Source organism: Saonia sp. (assembly GCF_056326165.1).
Genome location: NZ_JBWFBN010000001.1, coordinates 309,753 through 328,725, shown reverse-complemented (window position 1 = coordinate 328,725; position 18,973 = coordinate 309,753). Strand labels below are relative to the sequence as shown.

The following is an 18,973-nucleotide window of genomic DNA, read 5'->3' as shown; positions in this document are numbered from 1 at the left end:
TTAGTATGATAAACAAGATTAAGGAACATATAGCATTAGTTGAAGAGTTTCAGAGTAAAAACCCTGAAGAAATTGAAGTTTTCCGTATTAAGTATTTAGGCAAGAAAGGATTGTTGAATGACTTTTTTGCAGACTTTAAAAATGTTCCCAATGACCAAAAGAAAGAATTTGGGCAAACTATCAATCATTTAAAAAATAGTGCTACAGAAAAAATTAATTCCTTAAAAGAAGCTCTGGAGAACAAGACTGAGGAGAAAGGCATCTATGGAGACTTAACCCGTCCTGGTGAGCCAATAGAAATTGGAGCTAGACACCCAATTTCTATTGTAAAAAATCAAATTATTGATATTTTTTCTAGAATAGGTTTCAATGTTTCTGAAGGCCCAGAAATTGAAGACGATTGGCACAATTTTACTGCCTTGAACCTTCCTGAATATCACCCTGCAAGAGACATGCAGGATACTTTCTTTATACAAACCAATCCAGATATTCTATTACGTACTCATACTTCATCAGTACAAGTACGGTATATGGAAAATAACAAGCCTCCCATCCGTACTATTTCTCCTGGACGGGTGTATAGAAATGAAGCCATTTCGGCACGTTCACATTGTTTCTTTCATCAAGTAGAAGGGTTATACATTGACAAAGACGTTTCTTTTGCCGATTTAAAACAAACGTTACAATTCTTTACAACCGAGCTTTTTGGAAAATCCAAAATTAGGTTAAGACCTTCGTATTTTCCATTTACTGAGCCAAGCGCGGAGGTAGATGTGTATTGGGGTCTTGAAACAGAGACCGATTATAAAATGACCAAGGGAACAGGTTGGTTAGAAATTATGGGTTGCGGTATGGTAGACCCAAATGTACTAGACAATTGTGGAATAGATTCCAATGAATACTCAGGATTTGCCTTTGGAATGGGCATTGACCGTATTGCCTTATTGCTACACCAAATTTCTGATATTCGTTTATTAAGTGAAAATGATATCCGCTTTTTGGAGCAATTTAAAAGTGCTCTATAAAAACAATATCATCTTAAAGGAAATCCTTTTGCTGCCCACCATGGGTGTGTTTCAATAACCAATCTACCTGCTTTTACCATAGGATCAGCATTCGCCAAACTATCTGCCATTTTCTGTGTTGGTGTATTGTAAATGGTAATGCCTCGTATTTCTCCATCATCACCAAAAGGTCCAGAAATATCTGCCCAACCTTCTTCATACATTTTCCCTAAATGAGCCATATGCAATGCTTGGAGGCTATCCGCTTCTTCCTTGTTTTGTGAACGATTTGGGCCTCTTTTTAAAAAAGCAATATAATACTCCTGCATAATAACTGTATCTTTTGTTGTCTCATCCACATAATCAAAGATTTGATATCCTTTTTGAGATAGTTCTTCTTTAATTTTAGAAATGCTTTTGGCTTTTTTTACTACCTCCTTTTCAACCCTATCAACTGGTTGCTCTTTACATGATACTATGAAAAGTATTCCTAAAATAAATATTGCATATCTCATTTTATCCATTCTTTATATGGGTTTTTACTTAATTGTGAATTGTAATATTTTACATCTCCCGTTACTTCTTCACCAAGCCAGTCTGGTTTTTCAAAAAGCTCATTTTCAGAATTCAATTCAATTTCTCCTATAACCAATCCTTCATTAGGGCCAAAAAACTCATCTACTTCAAAAACATGTTGGTTTCGGGGAATTAAATATCTGGTTTTTTTCAATACTCCTTCTTCGCACAAATCCAATAATGCTTTTGCCTCTTCTACTTCAATCTCTTTTTCCCATTCAAAACGAGATGTCCCAGTTTTATTTGACTTTCCCTTCACTGTTAAATATCCAAAATCCCCATTTATACGAATCCTAACAGTACGACTTGGGTGTGTGTTCAAAAAACCTTGTACAATAAGATTTTTTGAAGTAGCCTCTTTTTTATAGGCGTCTGACTTCACCAAAAATTTTCGTTCTATTTCAATCATATATGTTGACTAAGTTATTATAAATTTATCATATGGAAATGAATATGCCATTGCGAAAAATTATTCATGTAGATATGGATGCCTTCTATGCTTCGGTGGAACAATTAGATGACCCAACCCTTAAGGGAAAGCCCATTGCCGTTGGTGGTGGGTCTAAACGTGGTGTTGTTTCTGCTGCCAGCTACGAGGCCAGAAAATTTGGGGTTCGCAGTGCCATGAGTGGTTACTTGGCACAAAAGAATTGCCCAGGACTCATCTTTGTAAAACCCAGATTTTCTAGATATACTGAAATTTCCAAAAAAATAAGAAGCATCTTTTTTGATTATACAGATATGGTAGAACCTTTATCCTTAGATGAAGCCTATCTGGATGTGACAGTAAACAAAAAAGGAAATCCATCTGCCACTTTACTGGCCAAAGAAATTAGGGAGCGTATTTTTAATGAGCTAGGATTAACAGCATCAGCTGGAATCTCAATCAATAAATTTATAGCCAAAGTGGCCAGTGATTATAACAAACCCAATGGACAAAAAACTGTAAATCCAGAAGAGGTAATCCAATTTTTAGAAGATTTGGAAATTCGGAAATTCTATGGCGTAGGTAAAGTCACCACTGAAAAAATGTACCGCCTAGGGGTTTTTACAGGAAAAGACCTTAAGGCTAAATCTTTGGAGTTTTTAGAAGACCATTTTGGTAAGAGTGGAGGTTATTTCTACCATGTAGTCCGGGGCATTCATAACAGTGTTGTTAAATCTACTAGAATTGCCAAATCTGTTGGTGCAGAAAGAACATTTAATGAAAACCTAAGCAGTGAAATTTTTATGCTAGAACGCTTAGAGAGTATTGCCAATGAGTTAGAACGGCGTTTAAAAAAGTATAAAGTTGCGGGAAAAACAATAACTCTTAAAATTAAATACAGTGATTTTACACTTAAGACCAGAAGTAAAACGTTGACTTATTTTATATCCGATAAAAACTTGATTCTGGAAACTGCCAAAGAACTGCTTTATCAAGAAAAAATGGAAAACTCAGTTAGATTGCTAGGTATTTCCTTGGCCAATCTTAATACAGAGAAAAAAGAGAAGCAGCCTCAAAAAGAGGCTGTAACCGTACAATTAAAATTTGATTTGTAATATTTAAGTCGTTGCTGCCAAATCTATTTGATTACCAATAAATAGGTTCTTTTCCCAAGTATTTTTCGGCAATTGGCGTATAATAATCCTTTACATCTTCCAAATCATATATTTTTGGGCTTTTGGTATAGAGATCATACTTGTTGAAATCCTTGATCCATTTCAAATATTCTTGATCCTTTTCATTCAAAAGCTCCTTATAACTGCCTCCTGTATGCCAAGGGTAAAAAGAATGGTATCTTATCATTACCATAGCCTCTTCTGGTAAGTTGTTTTCTTTATGGTTCAATAAAACCTGATAAAGATACTCATCGTGACCCCATGCCAAATTAAGATTATCCAATCCGCAAGCGTCTTCATAAATCCCTGTGGGTGTGCTATATTCTTTATTTTGCATATCAGAATTAAGCATATTAAACTCTGGATACACACAACTATTTGGAAGGGCGCAACCAACTACAAATACATCTCCAACCATACCCCATTGCTCTGCCTGGCTTGTGCCATCTTCATCACTGCCCCAGAGGTACATTACCTTGCCCAAATCATGGATAAGTCCAGTTAGTTGCATCCAATCTGGTCTCCCTTCAAATCGGATTGCTTCCGCGCTTTGAATTAAATGTTGCACATTGGGGAGGTCTAAATCAGGGTCACTTACATCAATCAATGCATTAAGATGACCCATGGCCTCCCATAAATTCATTGGTTTATCAAAAGTGAGATACTTTTTATGCATGCGTTTTACAAAATCCACTGTTTGATTCTTACGCATTTTACGGTAATGTTCTTTCACTGCCACGGATACATCTGCAGCTTCATAATTCCTAAATTTTTTTTCTTCCATACCTATACATTTCCAAGTACAAAGTACAAAATTATGGTGACAACAATTAAAAATAAACTAAAGGGTTTTGCATATTTCCAAGGGTTAAGGTTAAGTACGCCAACATCTTCCATTATAAATGGAGCATCTTTAGGTAGCATCCAAGTAGCTATATGCATAACCACAATATTTAAGACAAATTCTATTCCCCATATGTGCACAAAATGTAGGTTTACTTCCAACAAATAATACATAATCACATAGAACAACAAACCAAACAACAATCCAATTTTAGCTCCCGCAGCAGATATTTTTTTAAATAAAAATCCAGCGATGATTACACTTGCAATGGGGATAAAAAATATACCATTCAACTGCTGCAGCAATTGATATAATCCTTCAGGAGCATTTGCAACGAAAGGTGCTATTGATATTGCAAAAATGGCCAATATGGCTGACGTTAACTTCCCTATTTTTACCAATTTCTTCTCGTTGGCATCCTTTCGTATATATCTTTTAAAAATTCCCAAACTAAATACAGTGGCCGCACTATTTAAAGCACTATTGAAGGTGCTTAGAATTGCCCCCATCATTACTGCTACAAAAAACCCAGTAAGCCATAAAGGAAGTACTTTCTTAACTAAAAGAGGATATACATTGTCTGGGTTATCGTAAAGGTCTTCCCCAAAATAATAGAACCCAATTAAGCCGGGCAGAACAATAATCAGGGGGACTAAAATTTTTAACAATCCAGTAAAAAGCAAGCCTTTTTGTGCTTCTTTTAGGTTAACCGCTCCTAAAACTCTTTGAATTATAGATTGATGCATCGTCCAGAAATAAATCTGATTTACCATTAAACCCGTAAATAAAACCTCAAAAGGCAATATAGCAGTTCTTGCTCCTTCACCAACTCCAGATTCTTTACTAATAACATTAAACTTCTCTGGACTATTCTGAAAAACTATATTCATCCCTTGAAAAAGGTTTCCATTACCTATGCTTAAAAGTGCCATAATTGGAACCAACAAACCCGCGACCAAAAGTCCAAAACCATTTATTGTATCTGTATAGGCTACCATTTTTAACCCGCCGAAAATTGCATATACAGCCCCAAGGGAGCCCACAATTAAAATAGTAATCCAAATTCCTTCTTTTTGGCTCACATTCAATAAATCAGAAATCTCAAAAATGGCCTCGATATTTAATGCTCCAGTATATAAAACTATGGGGAGTAATGTTGCTACAAAGGATATTATTAGTAATAGAGCAACAAGTGTTCGTGTTAATCCATCAAATCTTTTTTCAAGAAACTCGGGAATAGTGGTCAATCCCATTTTTAAATATTTAGGAGCAAAATATAGTGCCGCAATAACCAAAGCTAAAGCCGATGTTACCTCCCAGGCAATAACAATAGCTCCATTTTTATAGGAAGAGCCGTTCATTCCCACCAAGTGTTCTGTAGATATATTTGTAAGCAATAAGGATCCCGCAATTACTATCCCCGTTAAGGATCTTCCTCCAAGAAAATAACCATCCTTGGTGTTCAGTTTATCCTTTCTAAGTTTATATGTGGCATAAAAGGCCACAAATCCTGTAAATAAAAGAAACGTCAATAAAGCCATCGCTACTAAAAATAATCATAATAGTCCTAAAACATGTTATGAATATGAATAATAGAATACTAAATAGTAATTAGCCCTTGCTGAAAAAATTTAAGAGAATAAAGATACTTGGCTTGCTAAGTTCAATTTAAAAATTACAGCTTTCTATTTCTGTAACCCTAAGGGTGTTTACCATTCCCTTGTCCTTCATAGGCATAGCTGCAAGACTAATTAACATATCACCTACATCCAAAAAGCCCTTTTGGCAAGCAATTTTATTTACGTCTTCTATAGTTTCATCAGTAGAAACATCTCTGTCGTAATAATATGCTTTTACACCCCAAAGAAGATTTAACTGCGTTAAAATTCTCTGGTTAGATGTAAACACCAAAATATGCGCGCTTGGACGCCAAGCCGAAATCTGGAATGCAGTATACCCACTATTAGTCAATGTAGAAATTGCTTTTGCCCCAATTTCATTAGCCATAATGGCTGCATGGTAACATACTGATTTTGTAATGTATCTTTTTGTACGAATATGTGGTGGCTCATGTGGCACTTGAATTAATGATGAGTCTTCCACACTCTTACATATACTAGCCATTTTTTCTATAACCTGCACTGGGTAATTTCCAACAGAAGTTTCTCCAGACAACATAACCGCATCGGCACCATCCATAACGGAGTTGGCAACATCGTTTACCTCTGCCCTCGTTGGAGTAAGGCTAGTAATCATTGTTTCCATCATCTGCGTTGCAATGATTACAGGGATTCTTGCTTTTTTGGCCTTTAATACCAATTGCTTTTGAATCAATGGAACTTCATGTGCGGGAATTTCAACCCCAAGGTCTCCCCTGGCAACCATTAGTCCATCACAATAAGCAACTATTTTATCTATATTTTCAACTGCCTCGGGCTTCTCAATCTTGGCAACAATAGGAATTTTAAATTCTGAATGCTCTTTAATTAAGTTCTGCAGATCAATTAAATCTTGGCTAAAACGAACAAATGAAAGGGCAATCCAATCTACTTTCATGGATACAGCAAAAATAGCATCCTTTACATCCTTTTCCGTAAGTGCTGGTAATGAGATATTTGTATTGGGCAAATTGACTCCTTTTTTCGATTTTAAAGGCCCTCCTTGGATAACCTTTGCTTTTACTTGGTCTTTCCCGTTCGTGGAAACAACCTCAAACATCAATTTTCCATCATCTAATAGAATATTCTCACCTGCCTTTACGTCTTGTGGAAAAGAAGCATAGTTCATATAAACTTTTTCAGCAGTCCCTTCAAAAGGTTTACCTGTTACAAAAGTTATTTCGTCTCCAGGAGCAACAACAACTTCTCCTGCCATTACACCAACTCTTAATTTTGGTCCCTGAAGATCTCCAAGAATAGATGTGTTAACCCCTAATTCTTTACTTAATTCACGAATCATTTTAACACGCTCTTCCACATCTTTATAATCTGCATGCGAAAAATTAATTCTAAAGACATCCACCCCCGCATTAATCATATCTCGCAATACCTCTTTTTTGCTTGTTGCAGGTCCTAGGGTCGCTACTATTTTAGTCTTTTTATTGGTCGGCATTATTTAAAATATTAAGTTCTTTTTTGATTTTATATTTTCCACATCCAGTACATATGCTGTAACTACTCTGGGAATGGATAAAATTGATTCTATTATATCTACTTCTACATCATCACTATCGTCTTGTTCTATTTTTAACAAATAATCCACTTCTTTATATTCTGGGATTAAATGGTATTTTGTAAAAGAGGGTTCAAATTGAAAAAGTCCATTTTGTTCTTCTTTTTCCTCCTTAATACTACTATTTGCAATTAAAGTAAAATCCCTATCATTCACCTTATCCTTCCATTCAAAAATAGGAAAAGATATGTTCTGGGATACGTCCAAATCTTCTTTTGTCCTTTTAAAACTAGAATTTAACGTTAAGTTAATGGCGTATGCAAGTGCATAATCTTCCATGCTACTGTGCAAGGCAATTAAAGCAAAAGAATCTTCGTAGAAATCTCCAGATATTTTGTGCACTGTTGCCATATCTCGTCTTTGCAAGCGGCAAAGATATAACTAATCCCCCAACCTGCCTAGTCTTGCAATGGGTTTAGATAGTATTTTATATAAAATATAGGTGCTTTGTTACAATTTATCAATTTGGTGCTGTAAGGCATAATAGGCTCTTTTAGATGCTCTCTCCTCTGCTTTTTTCTTGGATGTTGCTCTTGCTTTGGCAATCACATTATGCTCTATAGAGAGTTTTACGGCAAAATGCTTTACGGTATCATTCCCCGTGTCTTCATAAACATTATAATCAAAATCCTTCTTCATTTTTTGGCACCATTCTATTACCAAACTCTTATAACTAATGACTTTCCCCTCTAACTGCTCTATATCCACATAAGGTTCAATAACTCTTTTGTTAATGAATTTCTCACAATACTTATAGCCTCTGTCCAAATAAATTGCTCCTACCAAAGCCTCAAAAACATTGCCATGGATATTGTTTCCAAAATGAGATTTTGGTATTCTACTTTCTACATAGCTAATAAGGTTTAAGTCCTTGCCAAGTTCATTTAAATGTTCCCTACTTACTATTTTAGAGCGCATTTTAGTTAAATAGCCCTCATCTCCTTCTGGAACCATATTATATAAATATTTTGAGATAATGGTACCTAGCATAGAATCTCCCAAAAACTCCAATCGTTCGTAGTTCATGGGGTTGCCCTCTTCATCTTTTATATTTAAAGACCTATGGAGAAATGCTTTCTTAAAAAACTGGAGGTTCTTAGGTTTAAACCCTAAAATCTTTGTTATTCCCAAAAAAAAATCCCCATCCTCCTTTGAATGGGAATTAAATATTTTTGGTGGGAAATTCATATAAATCTAGCTCATTTTTTTAAACAGGACACAAGCATTATGTCCTCCAAATCCAAAAGTATTACTCATTGCCACATTAACTTCTCGTTTTTGGGCTTTGTTAAGTGTAAGATTTAATTTTGGATCTATATTTTCATCTACAGTTGTATGGTTTATCGTTGGTGGAACAATGCCATATTTCATGGAAAGCAAGGATGCAATGGCCTCAATAGCGCCGGCAGCACCCAACAAATGCCCTGTCATGGACTTGGTAGAATTTATATTAATGTTTGGGGCATGTTCTCCAAAAATTTGGGTAATTGCCTTTAATTCTGCAACATCACCTAACGGAGTGGAAGTACCATGTGTGTTAATTGCATCTACATCTTCTGGTTTTAAACCAGCATCCCGCAAGCAATTTTCCATAACTTTTACTACCCCTATACCGTCTGGGTGAGGAGCAGTCATATGATAAGCATCACTAGACATTCCGCCACCAACAACCTCAGCATATATTTTAGCACCTCTGGCTTTGGCATGTTCATATTCTTCTAATACCAATGCACCTGCACCCTCTCCTAGTACAAAACCGTCCCTAGTTGCATCAAAAGGTCTTGATGCCGTTTCTGGACTTTCGTTTCTTGTAGATAGGGCATGCATGGCATTAAAACCGCCCATACCAGCAATGGTGACTGCAGCTTCACTTCCGCCCGTAACAATTATGTCACAATGGCCCAAGCGAATATAATTCAGCGCATCTATCATAGCATTTGCCGATGACGCACAAGCGGAAACCGTAGTATAGTTAGGCCCCATAAATCCATGTTTTATGGATATATTTCCTGGGGCAATGTCTGCAATCATTTTAGGGATAAAGAAAGGGTTAAACCTTGGTGTGCCATCACCGGCAGCAAAGTTTAAAACCTCATTCTGAAATGTTTCCAAGCCACCAATACCTGCGCCCCAAATGACGCCTACACGGAACTTGTCCACTTTCTCCAAATCCATATTGGAATCTTTGATGGCCTCATCTGATGAAACCAAAGCATATTGCGCAAACCTATCTAGTTTACGACCCTCTTTTCTATCAAAATAATCCTCTGGGTTATAGTTTTTTAGCTCACAAGCAAATTTGGTCTTGAACTTTTCATTGTCAAAATAGGTTATAGGCGCACATCCACTTTTTCCAATTTTCAATGCTTCCCAATACTCCTCTATATTGTTACCTATAGGTGTTAAGGCTCCCAATCCTGTAACCACAACTCGTTTTAACTGCATGGAACTTACTTTTATTTAAAACCTAAGTCAGGTGAAATTAAAAAAAAATATCCATGCAGCATTGTTACCGCATGGATAATTTATAATCTTAGCAAGATATCATAAAATTACTTGGCTTCTTCTATATAATTTATAGCTTGACCTACAGTAGCAATATTCTCTGCTTGATCGTCTGGAATCTGAATATCAAATTCTTTTTCGAATTCCATAATCAACTCAACAGTATCTAATGAATCTGCTCCTAAGTCGTTGGTAAAGCTAGCTTCGGCTACAACTTCGTTCTCATCAACACCTAATTTGTCTACGATGATAGCTTTTACTCTTGATGCAATGTCTGACATAATAATATTTGTTTTAAAAAATTTAATCGTTGGCAAAAATAAAAAACTTTGGATTAATAACGCTATTTGTCGATAAAATGTATTGTAATTTAATAAAATTAATCCTCAAAGAGTAGTAATTTAGCCCAAATTCTCTACTAAGATAACGTTGTTATACCGCATGAAACGTATTGTTCTTTTTGCTTCTGGTTCTGGTTCTAATGTTGAAAACATAGTACATTACTTTCAAGATAATGCCAACGTTACCATTGCCAGTGTTCTTACTAACAAAAGAGATGCCAAAGTTTTGGATAGATGCAATAGGCTAAATATCAGCTCGTTATATTTCAACAAAACTGCTTTTTCAACCACGGACTGTGTGCTAAATGTTCTTGAATCCCTGAATCCAGATTTAATAATACTCGCAGGTTTTCTCTTAAAAGTACCTATTAAAATAGTGGAACGTTTCCCAAAAAAAATAATAAATATTCATCCTGCACTCTTGCCAAAATATGGAGGAAAAGGAATGTATGGAATGAATGTCCATGAAGCTGTAAAAGAGGCAAAAGAGACTGAAACAGGTATAACAATACATTATGTTACCGAAAATTATGACGAAGGTGCTATAATTAATCAGGTAAAAACAAAAATAACTCCAAAGGATAGTGCAGAATCAATTGCTGAAAAGGTACACCAATTAGAATATGAGCATTTTCCAAAAACAATCGCAAAATTGTTAGACGTCTAATGTCCAAAAAAAAGAAATTCTACACCGTATGGAAAGGTAATAAACCTGGCGTTTATGAAAAATGGGCGGATTGCAAAGCCGCCATTGAAGGTTATAAAGGAGCCGAGTATAAATCCTTTTTGTCCTTTGCCGAAGCTAAAAAAGCTTATAATGGCAATTATAATGATTATAAAGGTAAAAAAACCTCCAAGCCAACACTTTCAAAAGAAGAGCTAATTAAAATAGGGAAGCCAAATTATAATTCTATATCGGTTGATGCAGCATCCAGTGGAAACCCAGGTATTATGGAATATAGAGGTGTGGACACCAAAACGGGTAAAGAACTTTTTAAACAAGGCCCTTTTGAACAAGGGACCAACAATATAGGTGAGTTCTTGGCACTTGTACATGGTTTGGCATTCTTAAAAAAACAGCATAGCGATAGAATCCTTTATACTGATTCTAGAACTGCCATGAGCTGGATTCGAAAAAAAAACTGTAATACCAAACTTAAAGAAAGTCCAAAAAACAAACCCATTTTTGATTTGGTCCGAAGAGCTGTTGATTGGCTAGAAGCCAATACGTACAATACTAAAATTGTAAAATGGGAAACCAAGGCTTGGGGAGAAATTCCCGCAGATTTTGGGAGGAAATAATTCCCCTTTTGAATTTGACTAATGACTTTTCATTACCGTATATTTGCACCAAAATTATCTTTGCATGGGCAAACTTGTAATTGTGGGCACTGTAGCCTTTGATGCCATTGAAACTCCTTTCGGAAAAACGGATAAGATATTGGGCGGTGCAGCTACATTTATTGGTCTTGCCGCTTCACAATTTCAAAATGTAGATGCTGCTATAGTATCTGTGGTTGGGGATGATTTTCCGCAAGAATATCTGGATTTGCTCATCAGTAAAAAAATAGATATTTCCTCCTTGGAAATTGTTGCAGGGGGCAAAACCTTCTTTTGGAGTGGCAAATACCACAACGATTTAAATTCTAGAGATACCTTAGCAACAGAATTAAATGTTCTTGCAGATTTTAATCCCATTGTTCCAGACAACTATAAAGATGCAGATGTGGTAATGCTGGGAAACTTGCACCCAAATACCCAAATGAGCGTCATTAATCAAATGACAACAAAACCAAAACTAATTGCTCTAGACACCATGAACTATTGGATGGACAATGCATTGGAAGAATTGTTACAGGTTATACAACACATAGATGTTATTACGATAAACGATGAAGAAGCAAGACAATTAACTAATGAATATTCATTGGTGAAAGCTGCGGAAAAAATTCATAAAATGGGGCCTAAATATGTAGTCATAAAAAAAGGAGAGCATGGAGCTCTGCTCTTTCATGATGAGAATGTATTTTTTGCACCTGCCTTACCCTTAGAGGAAGTTTTTGACCCAACTGGTGCTGGTGATACATTTGCTGGTGGTTTTGTGGGGCACATTACGGCAACTCAAAACGTTTCTTTTAACAACTTAAAGAATGCTATTATACACGGATCCAACCTGGCATCGTTTAGTGTGGAAAGATTTGGTACCGAACGTTTGGAAAATTTGGATTCAAAAGAAGTAAAACAACGACTGCTACAATTTAAGCAATTGACGCAGTTTGATATAGAATTAGAATAACCCCATGCCCTGAATTTTCAGGGCTTTTTTAATTTGGATAGTAAATGAGTGACGCCATTAAACATGAATGTGGAATTTCCCTAATTAGGTTGCTAAAACCACTAGAATATTATAAAGAAAAGTACGGCACTGCTTTTTATGGTGTAAACAAAATGTACCTTATGATGGAGAAACAGCACAATCGTGGGCAAGACGGTGCTGGTTTTGCAAGTATTAAATTGGACATGGATCCAGGCGAAAGATATATGAGTAGAGTTCGCTCTATAGCTCAACAACCTATTCAAGATATATTTGCGCAAATAAATAATAGAATAAGTAGCACATTACAGGAACATCCAGAATATATTGATGATGTGGCACTGCAAAAAGAGAACATTCCTTATATAGGAGAAGTACTTTTGGGGCATGTTCGCTATGGTACTTTTGGGAAGAACAGTATTGAAAGTGTTCATCCTTTTCTTAGGCAGAATAACTGGATGCATCGTAATATCATTGTAGCTGGTAATTTTAACATGACTAATGTTAATGAGCTTTTTGACAATCTTGTACAATTGGGACAACATCCAAAAGAAATGGCGGATACCGTAACGGTAATGGAAAAGATAGGCCATTTTTTAGATGACGCCGTTGCAAAACTTTATAAGGAAATAAAAAAAGAAGGGGTAAATAAAAAAGACGCCTCCCCTTTGATTGCCGAAAGATTAAAACTTTCCAAAATTTTAAAAAGAGCCTCCAAAAATTGGGATGGTGGGTACGCCATGGCAGGAATGTTGGGTCACGGTGATGCTTTTGTGCTCCGCGATCCTGCTGGTATTAGGCCAGCGTATTACTACCAAGATGATGAAGTAGTTGTGGTTGCATCAGAAAGACCGGCAATACAGACAGTATTCAATGTAAAATATGAAAGCGTTAAAGAACTTGATCCAGGCCATGCCATCGTTGTAAAAAAGAGTGGCGATTTTTACATTAAAGAAATATTGCCTCCTGTAGAACGCAAAGCTTGTTCCTTTGAACGTATTTATTTTTCCAGAGGGAGCGATAAAGAAATCTATCAAGAGCGTAAGAACTTAGGGAAATTCATTTTTCCACAAATACTCACTTCCATTGACGGTGATATAAAAAATACTGTGTTTTCGTATATCCCCAATACTGCTGAGACTTCTTTCTTTGGCATGGTAAAAGAAGCCCAAAACTATTTAAACAATAAAAAAGAAGAGCAAATATTATCTATAGGGTCAAAAATAACCAAAGAAGAATTACATAAAATTTTGGATGTTCGCCCCAGAATAGAGAAAGTTGCCATCAAGGATGCCAAATTAAGGACTTTTATTACCCAAGACAGTAGTAGAGATGATTTAGTGACGCATGTCTATGACATTTCATATGGTTCTGTAAAAGAAAATGACAATTTAGTTATTATAGATGACAGTATTGTTCGTGGAACTACGCTTAAAAAGAGTATTTTAAGGATATTGGATAGATTATCTCCTAAAAAAATAGTTGTGGTTTCTTCTGCACCACAAATAAGATATCCTGATTGCTATGGTATAGATATGGCAAAATTGGAAGATTTTATAGCCTTTAGAGCAGCTTTGGATTTACACAAAGATGCCAATACTATGAACCTAGTAGATGATATTTACAAAAAGTGTATTGAGCAAGTAAGCTCAAAAGACAAGGATGTCATTAATTATGTAAAAGAATTCTATTCTCCCTTTACAGCTGTGCAAATCTCCAAAAAGATTGGAGAATTATTGAGTCCAGAAGATATTAATGCTGAAGTTGAAATCATCTATCAAACTATTGAAAATCTGCATTTGGCATGTCCAAAAAATTTAGGTGATTGGTACTTCACTGGAAACTATCCTACACCAGGAGGAAATAAGGTGGTCAATAGAGCTTTCATTAACTTTTATGAAGGAAAAAACGTAAGAGCTTACTGACGATGCTCGATGAAATGTTTAAATAAACGCATTTCATCGGTAAAAAATGCATTTCATCGGACTTTTAGTTTCTACTGTACCAAGCTCAACTATTTTAGACTTGCCATAGCATAAGTAGGTTAAGTTCATGGTAAGATTTGGGGCAAAAAAGGTGGAGACTTCTCCACCTTTTTTATTTACTCCTCTTTTTGTGTAAGCGTTTTCTCCACCTTTTATAATGCAATTATTTTTAATTGGTATTTCAACCAATTATAATGGTATTCATCCGAAAACTTTCATTAACGTTAAGTCTCACCTTATCTTTGGAGGACCATAGCATAAGTAGGTTAAGTTCATGGTAAGATTTGGGGAAAAAAGGCGGATTAATTTCCGCCTTTTTTATTGCTGAAAATCAACCTATTAGTAAGTATTTTCCTTCCATTTAACGTTATTATAATTTAAATAATCGCACCTAAAAAATTAAAATTTCCTAAAATTTCTTTGTTATTTCTCACAATACCAGTAATTTAGTCCTGCCATAGCATAAGTAGGTTAAGTTTATGGTAAGATTTGGGACGAAAAGGGTGGAGACTTCTCCACCCTTTTCTATTTAAGTAAAATCCACAAAAAAACCGCCTTTGTTAAGAAAGCGGTTTTTTAATAGCTTATATACTATTACTTTATTTATTTGCGCTGTACAACTCCGCAACTTTGTCCCAGTTTATAACACTAAAAAAAGCATTAATATAATCTGGTCTTCTATTTTGATAATTTAAATAATATGCATGTTCCCAAACATCTAACCCTAATATTGGAGAACCTCCACAGCCAATTCCTGGCATAATTGGATTATCTTGATTGGGTGTAGAGCAAACCTCTACTTTACCATCTTTATGAACACAAAGCCAAGCCCAACCAGAGCCAAATCTTGTTGCGGCAGCTTTTGAAAAAGCATCTTTAAATCCATCAAAGGAGCCATAAGCACTATCTATAGCATCTCCTAGCTCTCCAGAGGGTGTTCCTCCACCATTTGGAGACATTATTTCCCAAAACAAAGAATGGTTATAAAATCCACCACCATTATTACGAACTGCTCCGTTGGACATATCCAACCCAGTTAAAATTTCATCTATAGATTTTCCTTCCAAATCGGTTCCCTCTATAGCTCCATTAAGCTTACTAGTGTATCCATTATGGTGCTTGGTATGGTGAATTTCCATGGTCCTAGCGTCAATATGTGGTTCCAATGCATCATATGCATATGGTAATTTTGGTAATTCAAAAGACATAATTATTGTGTTTTTAGATTAAAAAATATAGGAACTCAAATTTACACTTTTATAAGATAAATTCCACTAATTCTTTGTTAAGAACTCTCTGAGAATGCTTAATTTGCATATACATGCAAGCGCAAGAAGGTACTTATAAAATCTACAATGCTTCTGCCGGTTCCGGTAAGACCTATACTCTTGTTAGGGAGTACCTTAAGATAGCTCTTTCATCAAAAAACAATTGGGCATATCAATATATTTTGGCCATTACGTTTACCAACAAAGCGGTAAGCGAAATGAAAAATAGAATTCTTGATAATCTTTATGGGTTTAGTAGGATTGTTGATTATGATAAAGCTCCATCCTTATTTAAGGATCTTACACTGGACTTGGAAATTCAGCCAGATGAACTAAAAAAAAGGTCAAAAAGGATATTAAAAGATATTCTGCACAACTATGCTTTTTTTGATATTTCCACGATAGATAAATTTACGCATAGACTTATAAGAACTTTTGCAAAAGACCTAAATCTTCCCCAGAATTTTGAAGTGGTGATGGACACAGAGCTATTGCTAGGTGAAGCTGTCGACAGACTAATAAGCAAAGCTGGTAGTGATAAAAAACTTACCCAAGTTTTAATTGATTTTACATTGGAGAAAATTAATGGTGATAAAAGTTGGGATGTTTCATTTGATTTAAACAAAATAGGAAAATTATTATTTGATGAAACACATGCTTCCCACCTTGAAGATATAAAAGACAAAAGCATTGAAGATTTTTTGGGTTTACAAAAAAAGTTGAAGGGCAAAATAAGTTTCTGTCAAAAAGAATGTGTTGAAAAAGCAAAAAAAGTTCTGCAATCAATCGAAGACAATGGTTTGGAACATGAAAATTTTACCAGAAAAACCTTGCCGAACCATTTTTTAAAACTAGCCAACAATACGGTTGACTATGTAGCATTATATAACAATAAGTTAGAGGAAAACTTAGTTGAAGGAAGTATTTACAATAAAACACTGGATTCTGGAAAAAAAAGCATCATTGACCAAATGCTGCCCAAATTATTGGATTCCTATTTGTCCATCAAAAAAAACATATGTGAAATTGCTTTCTTAAAAAACGTATATGGGAACATTGTCCCATTAACAGTTCTAAATGCCATACAAAAAGAGATTAAAGAAATTGAGGAAGAAAGAAACCAAATCCATATTTCTGCCTTCAACTCTATTATTTCAAAAGAAATAAAGAACCAACCTGCTCCATTTATTTATGAAAGATTGGGAGAAAAACACCGTCACTATTTTATAGATGAGTTCCAGGACACATCACAAATGCAGTGGAAAAATCTAATTCCCCTAATTGGTAACGCCTTAGAAGGTGAAAACCTTAAAGGTGAAAAAGGCTCTCTTTTCTTAGTTGGGGATGCCAAACAAGCCATTTATCGTTGGAGAGGAGGGAAAACTGAGCAATTTTTAAACCTCATCACTTTAAAGAACAATCCTTTTGTTGTTGCCCCAAACGTACAAAATCTTCCTTCAAATTATAGAAGTCATAAAGAAATTGTGAAGTTCAACAATGATTTCTTTACACATACATCGTCCTTCCTAAATAAGCAAAGTTTCAACTCGTTGTTTGTTGAAGGAAATAAACAAAGTTTCAATTCCATAGAAAAGGGATTTGTGCAACTTACATTTTTAGAAAATGAGGATAAAGAAAATGAGGATTCTCTTTATTGTCTTGAAGTTTTAAATACTATTTATTCAATTTTAGAAAAAAAATATTCCTATAAAGATATCTGTATTCTAGTACGAGAAAACAAAAAAGGAATTTTATTAGCAGATTTTCTTGTTCAAAATAATATTCCTATCATTTCAGCCGATTCTCTTTTGTTGGTCAGCAGTAAAGAAGTGCGGTTTTTAATAAATCTATTAAAGTACTCTGCAAATCCAGATGATTTAAACAATGCCTACCTAGTATTATATTATCTAGCAAACGGTGATGAAAACAAACACACTTATATATATGAACACTTAAATAAGTTAGAGGTCCTTTTATTAAATTCTTTTGATTTTAATATGGAATGGATTAAACAAACATCTGTTTATGATGGGTTGGAATATGCTATAAAACAGTTTTCCTTAATTAATGAGTCTAATGCACATGTAACCTATTTATTGGACACCGTTCTTGAAGTAGAACAAAAAGAAGGGGCTGGCATCCATACCTTTTTATCATATTGGGAAAAGAAAAATGAAAAACTAAGCATTCCTTCTCCCGAAAATGTAAATGCCGTCCAAATAATGAGCGTGCACAAGGCAAAAGGGTTGGAGTTTCCCATTGTAATTTTTCCTTTTGCCAATTCCCACATTTATAAGGAGATTGATAAAAAACTTTGGGTTCCAACAGTAGATAATAATATGAATGGTTTTAAAGATTTGCTGTTAAACAAAAAACAAGAGATGGAACATTACAGTGATGTGGCCAAAGAATTGTATTTAGAGGAGCAGGCCAAATTAGAACTTGATGCATTTAATGTTCTATATGTAGCTTTAACAAGAGCTATAAAAGGGTTAATTATTATATCTAAAAAAGATTTAACAACTAAAGGTTTACATAAAACAGACTACTATTCTGGTCTCTTTATAGACTACTTAATACATAAAGGGCTTTGGGATAATACTATTGGTAGTTATTCTTTTGGGGCTTTAAACGATTCGCTTGTTGTGAATAAGTCAGAAAATCAAGAGCAGCATATCACTTATCAATACTCATATAAAGAAAGACCAAGTTTTAATATTCTAACTAAATCTGGTGCACTGTGGGGGACAGATAGAGAAGCTGCTATCTCAAAAGGCAATATGCTCCATCATATTATGGGGTTTATAAAAACAGAAAATGATATAGAGGATGCTTTTGAAACCTTGATTAGAAATGGAGATATAGTAAATAGTGATATTGAATTGCTCAGACACAGAGTATTACAAATTATAAATCATCCTTTATTAATAGATTTTTATAGTCTGGGAATTAAAGTTGAAAATGAGGCTGATATTATAACTAAAGATGGTATTGTACTACGCCCAGATAGAGTTGTACTAATTGATGACAAAGCAACTATCATTGATTATAAGACTGGACTTAAGAATCCTAAATACAAACAACAGCTGTTTTCTTATGCAGATGCCTTGGAGGATATGGGATTCTATATTGAGAATAAAATTATTGTATATATAAATGATATGATTATCCCAGAATTTATATAATTATTTCACCGTTTTAATCCCTTAGAGATAATCACGTTACACTTTAAAAAGACAAAATTCACTCTTTTTTGAAGTAAGAAAAGCAATAAAAATCGTTAAAATGCATCTTTTATAGCAT

General features: G+C 34.9%; 17 protein-coding genes. 7 read left to right on the top strand and 10 right to left on the bottom strand.

Translation table 11 applies throughout. From position 1 onward, the window contains the following. Positions 1-5 precede the first annotated feature (5 nt). Complete coding sequence (locus AC000W_RS01425; RefSeq protein ID WP_474745393.1) at positions 6-1,025, top strand: phenylalanine--tRNA ligase subunit alpha; 1,020 nt, start codon at positions 6-8, stop codon at positions 1,023-1,025. An 8-nt stretch (positions 1,026-1,033) separates the two neighbouring features. On the opposite strand, the gene AC000W_RS01420 is transcribed toward AC000W_RS01425, so the two are convergent. Continuing rightward, a complete protein-coding gene (locus AC000W_RS01420; protein ID WP_474745392.1) occupies positions 1,034-1,519 on the bottom strand; it encodes a YciI family protein in 486 nt (161 codons plus the stop codon). Beyond that, positions 1,516-1,989: a CYTH domain-containing protein gene (locus tag AC000W_RS01415; protein ID WP_474745391.1), complete on the bottom strand. Its 474-nt coding sequence runs from the start codon at positions 1,987-1,989 to the stop codon at positions 1,516-1,518. Before AC000W_RS01415 ends, AC000W_RS01420 begins: the two co-directional genes overlap by 4 nt. A gap of 32 nt (positions 1,990-2,021) precedes the next feature. On the opposite strand from AC000W_RS01415, the gene dinB reads away from it, so the two are divergent. After that, entirely contained in the window at positions 2,022-3,122 is a 1,101-nt protein-coding gene (gene dinB / locus AC000W_RS01410) for a DNA polymerase IV (RefSeq protein ID WP_474745389.1), read from the top strand. Positions 3,123-3,153: 31 nt separating this feature from the next. On the opposite strand, the gene AC000W_RS01405 is transcribed toward dinB, so the two are convergent. From AC000W_RS01405 to AC000W_RS01375, 7 genes are all read right to left on the bottom strand, one after another. After that, complete coding sequence (locus tag AC000W_RS01405; RefSeq protein WP_474745387.1) at positions 3,154-3,966, bottom strand: inositol oxygenase family protein; 813 nt, start codon at positions 3,964-3,966, stop codon at positions 3,154-3,156. A 2-nt stretch (positions 3,967-3,968) separates the two neighbouring features. After that, the gene (locus tag AC000W_RS01400; RefSeq protein ID WP_474745385.1) at positions 3,969-5,567 is read right to left on the bottom strand and encodes a solute:sodium symporter family transporter; all 1,599 of its coding nucleotides are present in this window, start codon (positions 5,565-5,567) and stop codon (positions 3,969-3,971) included. A gap of 127 nt (positions 5,568-5,694) precedes the next feature. Beyond that, complete coding sequence (gene pyk, locus AC000W_RS01395) at positions 5,695-7,137, bottom strand: pyruvate kinase (RefSeq protein WP_474745383.1); 1,443 nt, start codon at positions 7,135-7,137, stop codon at positions 5,695-5,697. A 3-nt stretch (positions 7,138-7,140) separates the two neighbouring features. Further along, positions 7,141-7,608 (bottom strand): IPExxxVDY family protein, encoded by a 468-nt coding sequence (locus AC000W_RS01390; RefSeq protein ID WP_474745381.1) that lies wholly within the window; start codon positions 7,606-7,608, stop codon positions 7,141-7,143. A gap of 99 nt (positions 7,609-7,707) precedes the next feature. Continuing rightward, entirely contained in the window at positions 7,708-8,445 is a 738-nt protein-coding gene (rnc, locus tag AC000W_RS01385) for a ribonuclease III (RefSeq protein WP_474745379.1), read from the bottom strand. Positions 8,446-8,451: 6 nt separating this feature from the next. Next, complete coding sequence (gene fabF / locus AC000W_RS01380; RefSeq protein WP_474745377.1) at positions 8,452-9,702, bottom strand: beta-ketoacyl-ACP synthase II; 1,251 nt, start codon at positions 9,700-9,702, stop codon at positions 8,452-8,454. A gap of 107 nt (positions 9,703-9,809) precedes the next feature. Next, a complete protein-coding gene (locus tag AC000W_RS01375; protein ID WP_167962949.1) occupies positions 9,810-10,043 on the bottom strand; it encodes an acyl carrier protein in 234 nt (77 codons plus the stop codon). Positions 10,044-10,203: 160 nt separating this feature from the next. Between AC000W_RS01375 and purN the strand changes: the two genes are divergently transcribed. The 4 genes from purN to AC000W_RS01355 all read left to right on the top strand — a co-directional run bounded on the left by purN (position 10,204) and on the right by AC000W_RS01355 (position 14,342). After that, positions 10,204-10,770 (top strand): phosphoribosylglycinamide formyltransferase, encoded by a 567-nt coding sequence (gene purN, locus AC000W_RS01370; protein WP_474745375.1) that lies wholly within the window; start codon positions 10,204-10,206, stop codon positions 10,768-10,770. Next, entirely contained in the window at positions 10,770-11,405 is a 636-nt protein-coding gene (locus tag AC000W_RS01365; RefSeq protein WP_474745374.1) for a ribonuclease H1 domain-containing protein, read from the top strand. Before purN ends, AC000W_RS01365 begins: the two co-directional genes overlap by 1 nt. Positions 11,406-11,469: 64 nt before the next feature. Further along, complete coding sequence (locus AC000W_RS01360; protein WP_474745372.1) at positions 11,470-12,399, top strand: PfkB family carbohydrate kinase; 930 nt, start codon at positions 11,470-11,472, stop codon at positions 12,397-12,399. Positions 12,400-12,443: 44 nt separating this feature from the next. Continuing rightward, on the top strand, positions 12,444-14,342 hold the full coding sequence (locus tag AC000W_RS01355; protein ID WP_474745370.1) for an amidophosphoribosyltransferase: 1,899 nt from the start codon (positions 12,444-12,446) through the stop codon (positions 14,340-14,342). 659 nt (positions 14,343-15,001) lie between these two features. Here AC000W_RS01355 and AC000W_RS01350 read toward each other — a convergent pair. Next, on the bottom strand, positions 15,002-15,610 hold the full coding sequence (locus AC000W_RS01350; protein ID WP_474745368.1) for a superoxide dismutase: 609 nt from the start codon (positions 15,608-15,610) through the stop codon (positions 15,002-15,004). Positions 15,611-15,723: 113 nt separating this feature from the next. On the opposite strand from AC000W_RS01350, the gene AC000W_RS01345 reads away from it, so the two are divergent. Then, positions 15,724-18,855, top strand: a complete 3,132-nt coding sequence (locus tag AC000W_RS01345; protein ID WP_474745367.1) for a UvrD-helicase domain-containing protein — start codon at positions 15,724-15,726, stop codon at positions 18,853-18,855. The last annotated feature ends 118 nt before the right edge of the window (positions 18,856-18,973 follow it).